The 260-nt window shown below is 64.6% G+C and carries 1 protein-coding gene; it reads right to left on the bottom strand.

The genetic code is table 11. The features are described from left to right. Positions 1-260 (bottom strand): enoyl-CoA hydratase-related protein (locus AAEY88_RS14215; protein WP_350563430.1); only part of this gene is annotated, 260 nt, incomplete at both ends.

The following is a 260-nucleotide window of genomic DNA, read 5'->3' on the forward strand; positions in this document are numbered from 1 at the left end:
GTGCATAGCGACGGGCAGCGCGTTCGCCGATGGCCTGCACCACGAACGGGCTGATCACCGCCGGTGCCAGGCCGATACGCACTTCCGACAGGCAGAACTGCGCATCATCGGCGCCGATGGCCATGTCACAGCAACTGATCAGGCCCAGCGCGCCACCGTAGGCGGCGCCTTGTACCACCGCCAGCGTGGGGATTTTCAGCTTGGACAGGTTGTACATCAGCTCTGCCAGTTCCCGGGCGTCGTCCAGGTTGGTGTGGTAG

This window comes from Psychrobacter sp. CAL346-MNA-CIBAN-0220, assembly GCF_040309805.1.
Lineage (GTDB): Bacteria > Pseudomonadota > Gammaproteobacteria > Pseudomonadales > Moraxellaceae > Psychrobacter.